Raw genomic sequence first — 8,454 nt, 5'->3', positions numbered from 1 at the left:
TCCTGGCCGGCCTGTCGTTCCTCTCCTCCGCGAAGCTCTCCGGGGAGTCGCTGCCGGGGTGTCCGGTGGCGATCGCCCACGGGGAGAAGGACGTGGTCGCCCCGTCCGCGGAGGCGGAAAGCGTGGCGCGGGAGAGCGGCACGGCTTCGTTCCACCTGCTTCCGGGAGCGGCGCACGCGGCCTTTTTCGCGGACGGATTCGCGGCGGTGGCTTCCGGTGGTTGATCCCGCGGTCCTCCGCCGCTTCTCGGGAAGCGCGTCGCGGTACGACGCCCACGCGCACGCCCAGCGGCTGTCGGCGGCCGACCTGCTCCGGATCACGCGGCTCGCGGCCGGAGCCGGGAGGGGGGAACCGCCCCGGAAGATCCTCGAACCGGGTTGCGGCACCGGCATCTACACGCGGATGCTCCTCGACGCCTTCCCCGGATCCTCGATCCTGGGCGTCGACATCTCCGAGGCGATGGTCCGCGTCGCCCGGAGCCGGATCGTCGACCCGCGCGCCCGATTCGCCGTGGCGGACGCCGAGGAGGCGACCGGCGGGACGTACGATCTGGTCAGCTCCAACGCCACCTTCCAGTGGTTTCTCTCCTTCGACCGCACCGTCCGGAGGATGGCGTCCATGCTCTCCGCCGGCGGGGCGTTGACGTTCTCCTTCTTCGGCCCGGGAACGTACGCCGAACTCGACGCGGCGTTGCGGGAGTCGGACGGTGGGAATACCGGCGCGCGCGTCGCCGCGTCCGCGTTCCTTTCCCGGGAAGAGATCGCATCGACCCTTTCGGCCGTCTTTCCGGAATGGGAGATCGAGGATCGCCGCTACCGGCAGTCGTTTCCATCGCTTTCGGAGCTGTACACCGGCGCCGGCGGAAAGGGGGCTCCCGCCGCGTGGAGCCCGGGGAGGCTTGCGCGGGTCGAACGCGCGTACCGCGAGCGGCAGGGGGAGATCCGGGCGACGTACCAGGTGTTCCTCTGCCGCGGAACCGTTCCGGAGGCGGGGGAACGGTGAAGGGGGTCTTCGTCACCGGGACGGACACCGGCGTCGGGAAGACGGTGGTGTGCGGGCTTCTGGCGCGGTACCTCCGGGCGCAGGGGATTCGCGCCGTGACGCAGAAGTGGGTGCAGACCGGCACCGGCGGCGAGCCGACCGACCTGCAGGTCCACCGGCGCCTGATGGGGATTCCCGGCGACGTGCCGGAAGCGGAGCTCCACGACCTGTGCCCGTACCGGTTCCCTTTCCCCGCGTCGCCTCACCTTTCGGCCGCCCGGGAAGGGGCCGTGGTCGACGCGGAGGTGATCGGGGCGGCGTACCGCCGGCTCGCGGCGGCGCACGACGCGGTCCTGGTGGAGGGAGCCGGAGGGGTCCTCGTCCCGCTGTCCCTTCGATTGCTGACGGTCGACCTCGTCGCGCGGCTGGGGATGTCGGCGGTCGTGGTGGTCGGGAACCGGCTCGGATGCGTGAACCACGCGCTCCTCGCCGTCGAGGCGATCCGCCTCCGGGGGATCCGGCCGGTCGCGTTGGTGTTCAACCGCCCGGAAGCTTCGGTCGCCGCGCCGGACGAGGTGCTGTCGGACAACCTGCGGGCGGTGGAGGAGATCGGGAAGGTGCCGGTGCTGGGGGAACTCCCGTTTCTTCCTGACCCGGTCGCGGGCGCGGAGGCGTTCGCCCCGGTGGGGCGGGCGTTCCTCTCCCTCTGGAGGGAAGGGTGATGGATCCTAGCCCGCATTTCTCACCAGCCTCCTACTGCGGCGGCGGATACGGGCTCGCCTGCTGCGTTGCGCTCGTTCGGTCTCCTCGACGTAGTGTCAACTACGCCTTCGTCGCCCTCACGTCGCGCGCCTTGCATCCAAACCCGTCTCCACCGCCTCGCTACGGACGCTGGTGAGAAATGCGGGCTAAGGAGTGGATCCGGAAGGATCTCCGCCACTGCTGGCACCCGTACACCCAGATGAGCGCCCTGGCGTCCGATCCGCCGCTGCTCGTGGATCGCGCCGAAGGGCTGTTCCTGTTCGACGCGGACGGAAACCGGTACTACGACGCCATCTCGAGCTGGTGGTGCGTGGTCCACGGCCACGGCCACCCCCGGATCCGGGAGGCGGTCGCGCGCCAGATGGAGCGGCTCGACCACGTGCTGTTCGCGGGGGCCACGCACGAGCCGGCGGTGCGGCTGGCCGAGCGGCTCTCCGCGGTCGCCCCCCCCGGGCTCTCCCGCGTGTTCTTCTCGGACAACGGCTCCACGGCGGGTGGAGAGAAGACGGAATTCGTCTGCCTCGACCGCGGCTACCACGGGGACACCACGGGGTGCATGAGCGTGAGCGGGGTCGACGCGTTCCTGTCGGCCTTCCGGCCGATCCTCTTCCCCGCGCGGCGCGTTCCGTCGCCGAACTGCTACCGGTGCCCGGCGGGGAAGGGGTACCCCGGCTGCGACGTCTCGTGCGCCGTCCCTCTCCGGGACGCGCTCGCGGAAGGAGCGGGGAAGGTCGCGGCGGTGATCCTCGAACCGCTGCTCCTGGGCGCCGGCGGGATGATCGTCTACCCGCCTCCGTACCTTTCGGAGGCGGCGCGGCTTGCCCGCGAACACGGGGCGCACCTGATCGTCGACGAGGTCGCCACCGGGTTCGGGCGGACGGGGACGATGTTCGCCTGCGAGCGGGCGCGCGTCTCCCCCGACTTCCTCTGCGTGTCGAAGGGGCTCACCTCCGGAACGATTCCGATGGCGGCCACGCTCACCACCGCCGGGGTGTTCGAGGCGTTCCTCGGCGACCCCGCCGGAGGGAAGACGTTCTACCACGGACACACCTACACGGCGAACCCGGTCGGGTGCGCGGCGGCGCTGGCCTCCCTCGACCTCTTCGAGGAGGAGGAGGTGGTGGACCGGGTCGAGCGCCTGAGCGCCAGGCTGGCGGAAGGGGTCCGCGCCCTCGCGGATCTCCCCCTCGTCGGAGACGTGCGGCATATCGGGATGGTGGCCGCCCTCGAGCTGGTGGGGGACAAGGGGACGAAAGATCCGCTGCCGGGGACCGCCCCGCTGTTCCGGGAGATCCGCCGGGAGGCGCTGCGGCGCGGACTCTTCCTCCGCCCGCTGGGAAACGTCGTCTACCTGTTCCTCCCCCAGGCGGTGACGCGGGAAGACCTGGACGACATCCTCGACCGGTTCGGAGAGACGTTGCGGGCGGTCCTGCGGTGACCGGATCGATCGCCGCGGCGAGGGAGTGGGTGCGGGCGTGCCGGTCGCTCTGCGTGCTGACCGGCGCCGGGGTGTCGGCGGAGAGCGGCGTTCCCACGTTCCGCGGGCCGGAAGGGTTGTGGAAGCGGCGGGACCCGATGACGCTCGCCACTCCCGAGGCGTTCGCGGCCGACCCGCTCGAAGTGTGGGAGTGGTACCAGTGGCGCCGCCGAAAGATCCGCGGCTGCGCGCCGAACCCGGGACACGCCGCGCTCGCGGCCGCCGATGCGGCGATGCCCGACTTCCTCCTCGTCACGCAGAACGTCGACGGCCTTCACCGTGCGGCCGGTTCGCGCCGCCTGGCGGAGATCCACGGGAGCATCTGGGTGGTGCGGTGCACGGGGTGCGGCGCGGAAAGCGAGGAGCGGGACGATTTCGCGGAGCTTCCCCCGCGGTGCGCCGCCTGCGGCGGACTGCTGCGCCCGGGGGTGGTCTGGTTCGGGGAGATGCTTCCCCCCGGCCCGTCCGGCGCGGCGATGGAGATGCTCTCCCGGTGCGGGTTGCTGATCGTCGCCGGGACCTCCGCGGTCGTCGCCCCCGCGTCCGGCTACGCCGCGGTCGCGAAGCGGCGCGGCGCCCGGGTGATCGAGGTGAACCCGGACGAGACGCCCGTTTCCGCGATCTGCGACGCCACGTTCCGCGGCAGGTCGGGTGAGTTGCTCCCGGAACTATTTGGATAAGGTGGATTTGTATCCGGTAGTTCTTCGACGGGTAGAAGGTTCCGCAAAGGTGCAGGCGCTTTCGGGGGACATTCTTGATCTGATGGGGGATGAAGGGAAAGAGTGTCCCCCGCCCATCACCCCACGTCGTCGAACGGGCGGAGGCGGAAGTCGACGCCGGGGATCGTCTCGGCGAGGCGGCGGACCGCGGCGGTGTCCAGCCCCGGAAGGTCGACCGCGGTGGCGGTGACCGACGCGACGTGGTTCGGCGCCTCCCGCAGGAAGTCGAGCAGTGCGGGGAACGACGCCGCGCCGTACCGGTTGGGACAGATCCGCGCGTAGGTCTCCGCGTCCGGGGCATTGAGCGACACCGACAGCGCGTCGACCAGGCCGGCAAGCTCCGGCAGGACGTTCCGGCCGTGGACCAGGTTCGCCAGCCCGTCGGTGTTCACCCGCACGCGGGCCCCGCGGCTTTTCAGCTCCCCCGCGATCTCCACCACGTCCGAAAGCCGCAGCAGCGGCTCCCCGAAACCGCAGAAGACGATCTCGGCGAACCGCGTCGGGTCGCCGACCAGCGACAGGACCTCGGCGACCGACGGCTCGCCCGGGAGCTTCAGCAGGTGCCCCTTGACGTGGTAATCGGTCCGCTTCGCGCAGAAGGTGCAGGCGTTCGTGCACCGGTTCGTCACGTTGAGGTAGAGGGAGTCGCGGATCCGGTAGACCACGCGGACCTCCTCCTCCACGGGGATCCGGAAGAGGCGAACGGCGTTCAAGGTGGTCTCTCGGGCCACGTCCTCGACGGACACCCCCTTGATCTCCGCCAACTTCGCGGCGACCAGCGGAACGTAGGCCGGCTCGTTCGCCTTCCCCCGGTGGGGGACCGGCGCGAGGAACGGGCAGTCGGTCTCGATCAGGATGCGCGACAGCGGGAGCCCCCGGACCGCCTCGACCTGCCGCTCGGACCCCTTGTACGTGATCGCTCCGGGGATCGAGATCAGGAAATTCATCGCCGCGGCCTTCCGCGCCATCGCGAGGTCGCCGGAGAAGCAGTGGATGATTCCGCCCACCTCCGCGGCGTTCTCCTCGGAGAGGATCGAGAGGACCTCGTCGTGGGCGTCCCGGTCGTGGACGATCACCGGGAGGTTCCGCCTCCGCGCCAGCCGGATCTGCTCCCGGAACGCGGCGCGCTGGGCGTCCCGCGGGGCGCGGTCGCGGAAGAAGTCGAGCCCGGTTTCGCCGATCCCCACCACCTTGTCGCACCGGGAGAGATCTTCCAGCCGGGAGTAGGTCCGGTCCGATCCCTGACCGGCGTCGTGCGGGTGCAGGCCGACGGCGGCGTACACCCCGGGGTACCGGTGGGCGATCCCGATCGCCTTCGCGCAGCTTTCCGGGTCGATCCCGATCGTCACGATCCGGGTGACACCGGCGTCCCGGGCCCGGGCGACTACCTTCTCCTCCGCTTCGGAAAGCGGGGAGAGGTCCAGGTGCGCGTGCGAATCAAAATACATGGGCAGGGGACCCGACGGTTTGCTTACGTCTCGATCTTGGGGAAGACGATGCACGCCTTCGGGAGGGTGGCGCCGGCGGCGAGGCCGCCCCAGGCGCCCGCCTCGCCGACCCGCGCGGATTCGGCGGCCGATCCGCCGGGGACCAGCGCCTCCCACATCCTCTGCGACGCGGTCGGGGTGACGGGCGACATGAGCAGGGCCGCGACGCGGGCGGCCTCGAGCGCGTTGTAGAGGACCGATCCCAGCCGCTCCCGCTTCGAAGGGTCCTTCGCGAGCGCCCACGGCTGCGCGGCCTGGACGTATTCGTTGGCCTTCGTGACGAGCTCGATCACCGCGGCGAGCGCCTTGTGGAACGCGACCTCCTCCATCGCGGCGTCGACCGCGGCGACGGTCGACCGGCCGCACGCCGAAAGCGCCTCGTCCGCCGGATCCGCGGGCCCGGGCGGGGGGACGACGCCGTCGAAATATCTCCCCAGCATCCCGAGCGTCCGGTTGAGGAGGTTCCCGAGCTTGTCGGCGAGCTCCGAGTTGGCGCGCTTGACCAGCTCCCGCTCGGAGAAGTCCCCGTCCAGCCCGAACGACACCTCCCGCAGGAGGAAGTAGCGGAACGCGTCGGCGCCGTACTTGCGCACCATCTCGTACGGGTCCACGACGTTTCCCAGCGACTTGCTCATCTTCTGCCCCTCGACCGTCCACCAGCCGTGGGCGAAGACGCCCCGCGGCGGCGGAACCCCCGCGGACAGCAGGAAGGCGGGCCAGTACACGGCGTGGAAGCGGAGGATGTCCTTTCCCACCATGTGGATGTCGGCGGGCCAGAACGCCGCGAACTCCGGCGTGCGCTCCGGGTATCCCAGCCCCGTGACGTAGTTCGTGAGGGCGTCGTACCAGACGTAGATCACGTGCCCCGGGGCGTCGGGCACCGGGATCCCCCAGGAGAGCGATGTGCGGGACACGGAGAGGTCGTTCAGCCCCCCCTCGACGAACGCGATCACCTCGTTGCGCCGGCTCTCGGGACGGATGAATTTCGGGTTCGCGGCGTAATACGCAAGCAGCGGTTCCCGGTATTTCGACAGCCGGAAGAAGTACGACGGCTCCTTCCGCTTCTCCACCGGGCGGCCGCACGTCGGGCAGTTGCCGCCGTCGAGCTGGAGCTCGGTCCAGTACGCCTCGTCCGGGACGCAGTACCACCCCTCGTAGTCGCCCAGGTAGATGTCCCCGTTCGCCAGCGATTTCCGGAAGAGGTCCTGCACGGAGGCGTAGTGCCGCGGCTCGGTGGTGCGGATGAACCCGGTGTTGCTGATGGTGAGCGCGGGGGTGAGCCCCTGGAAATTGGCCACCACCTGGTCGGCGAGCTGCCGCGGGGTCAGCCCTTTCCGAGCGGCGCTCTTCTGCACCTTCTCCCCGTGCTCGTCCGTGCCGGTGAGGAAGAACACCTTCTCCCCCTTCATCCGGTGCCACCGGGCGAGGGCGTCGCAGGCGATCGTCGTGTAGGCGTGCCCGATGTGGGGGACGTCGTTCACGTAGTAGATCGGCGTGGTGATGTAGAACGTCTCCCTCACGGGGTCCCCTCCTCGTCCTCCGAAAGCCGCGCGGTCATCTCCTCGGCGTCGTCGGCATCCGTCGGCGGCGGAACCGGGGCCGCCGGCGCCGCGCACGTTCCGCAGGCCTTCTGCCGGGCGTAGGAGTCGTGCTCGTAGATGAGGCAGCACATCAGGCGGCCGCAGACCCCCGACAGCTTCGCGGGGTTGAGCGACAGCTTCTGGTCCTTGGCCATCTTGACCGTGATCGGCTCGAAGTCCGAGAGGAACGTGGCGCAGCAGAGCTCCTTCCCGCAAGGCCCCACGCCGCCGATCACCCGCGACTCGTCCCGCACCCCGATCTGGCGCATCTCGATGCGGGTGCGGAGCTCGTGTGCCAGGTCCTTCACCAGTTCCCGGAAGTCGATCCGGCCGTCCGCGGTGAAGTAGAAGACCACCTTGCTCCGGTCGAGGAGGTATTCCGCCCGCACCAGCTTCATGGGAAGCCCGCGCTCCCCGATCCGTTTCGCGCAGAACGCCTCGGCCTCGGACTCCCGGCGCGCGTTTTCCTGGTGGGCGCGCATGTCGTCGGCGGAGGCGGCCCGCAGCGCCTTGTTGTAGGAGGTCTTACGGTTTCCGGGGGAGCAGCCGTCGATCCGCTGGACGACCTCGCCCAGCGCGACCCCGCGCTCCGTCTGCACCACCGCGTAGTCGCCCTTCGAGAGCGGCACGCCGGTGCAGTCGAAGTGGAACGTCTTGCACACGCCCCGAAGGCGGATTCCCGCGATGTCCATGACCCGGAGTCATCCCTTTCCGCGCAGCCCGAAGAAAAACGCCTCCAGCATCAGCCGCTTCTGCGGCTGGGGAGGCATGCGGGAGATCGTGAGGAGCGTCCGGAACGCCCGGCTCCACCCCCCCGCGGGCGGCCGCGCCGCCGCCGCGGACAACGGTTCCCGCAGATCGGCGTTCATTATATCCGCTCCGCCCCCCGAAGATAAGAGGGTCAGATCCCGGACCAGCGACAACGGGGCGGCAAGCCGCCCGGGGGCGTCGCCTTCCCCCTTCCACGTGGCGGCGAGGTCCGACGCGTCCTGGGGGATCAGCTTCGCGAGGAGGGAGAGCCAGGCGCCGCGCTCCTCCGCGAGTCCGGGCAGGAGCGTCAGCGCGCGTCCGGGGCTCCCCCCGGAGATCGCGGCGGCGAGGCGCAGCACGGCCGGAGGGTACGACGGGCCCGCGTCGGGATGGCGGGACAGGATGCCGGCCGCCTCTTCCGGGGAGAGCGGGAAGAACGGGATCCGCTGGCAGCGGGAGACGATCGTGGGCATCATCCCCGCGGCGCGGTGGGCGACCAGGATCAGGTGCGTCGCCGGGGGAGGTTCCTCGAGCGTTTTCAGGAGCGCGTTGGCCGCCTGCGGCGTCATCCGGTCGGCGGGGCACAGGATGGCCGCGCGGGGGCGGTCGGAGAACGCCTTGAGGGACAGCTCCTCCTGCAGCGCCCGGATCTCGTCGATCCGCAGGAACGGCGTCTCCGGGACGATGTGAAGGAAGTT

The 8,454-nt window shown here is 70.5% G+C and carries 9 protein-coding genes; 5 read left to right on the top strand and 4 right to left on the bottom strand.

Annotated features, from left to right (window positions below; genetic code table 11):
* The 5 genes from HZB86_00090 to HZB86_00070 form a co-directional block, all read left to right on the top strand.
* Window positions 1-224: hypothetical protein (locus tag HZB86_00090; GenBank protein ID MBI5903949.1), on the top strand; the 224-nt coding region annotated here is incomplete at its 5' end.
* Window positions 217-1,002 (top strand): methyltransferase domain-containing protein, encoded by a 786-nt coding sequence (locus tag HZB86_00085; protein MBI5903948.1) that lies wholly within the window; start codon window positions 217-219, stop codon window positions 1,000-1,002. The genes HZB86_00090 and HZB86_00085, both read left to right, overlap by 8 nt.
* Entirely contained in the window at window positions 999-1,703 is a 705-nt protein-coding gene (gene bioD / locus HZB86_00080; protein MBI5903947.1) for a dethiobiotin synthase, read from the top strand. Before HZB86_00085 ends, bioD begins: the two co-directional genes overlap by 4 nt.
* Window positions 1,704-1,882: 179 nt before the next feature.
* Window positions 1,883-3,181, top strand: a complete 1,299-nt coding sequence (gene bioA, locus HZB86_00075; GenBank protein ID MBI5903946.1) for an adenosylmethionine--8-amino-7-oxononanoate transaminase — start codon at window positions 1,883-1,885, stop codon at window positions 3,179-3,181.
* Complete coding sequence (locus HZB86_00070; protein ID MBI5903945.1) at window positions 3,178-3,900, top strand: NAD-dependent deacylase; 723 nt, start codon at window positions 3,178-3,180, stop codon at window positions 3,898-3,900. Before bioA ends, HZB86_00070 begins: the two co-directional genes overlap by 4 nt.
* Window positions 3,901-4,016: 116 nt before the next feature.
* Here the strand turns inward: HZB86_00070 and HZB86_00065 are convergent, their stop codons facing one another.
* The 4 genes from HZB86_00065 to HZB86_00050 form a co-directional block, all read right to left on the bottom strand.
* Window positions 4,017-5,387, bottom strand: coding sequence for a YchF/TatD family DNA exonuclease (locus HZB86_00065; protein ID MBI5903944.1), 1,371 nt, complete (start codon window positions 5,385-5,387; stop codon window positions 4,017-4,019).
* 23 nt (window positions 5,388-5,410) lie between these two features.
* Window positions 5,411-6,946, bottom strand: a complete 1,536-nt coding sequence (gene metG, locus HZB86_00060) for a methionine--tRNA ligase (GenBank protein MBI5903943.1) — start codon at window positions 6,944-6,946, stop codon at window positions 5,411-5,413.
* Window positions 6,943-7,698 (bottom strand): hypothetical protein, encoded by a 756-nt coding sequence (locus HZB86_00055; GenBank protein ID MBI5903942.1) that lies wholly within the window; start codon window positions 7,696-7,698, stop codon window positions 6,943-6,945. The genes metG and HZB86_00055 overlap by 4 nt, the downstream gene beginning before the upstream one ends.
* Before the next feature lie 9 nt (window positions 7,699-7,707).
* Window positions 7,708-8,454: DNA polymerase III subunit delta' (locus HZB86_00050; protein MBI5903941.1), on the bottom strand; the 747-nt coding region annotated here is incomplete at its 5' end.

Source organism: Deltaproteobacteria bacterium, assembly GCA_016234845.1.
In the GTDB taxonomy this organism is placed as follows: domain Bacteria; phylum Desulfobacterota; class Deferrimicrobia; order Deferrimicrobiales; family Deferrimicrobiaceae; genus JACRNP01.
Note: the sequence above shows the minus strand (reverse complement) of the source record. Positions and strands in the feature narration are given on the sequence as shown.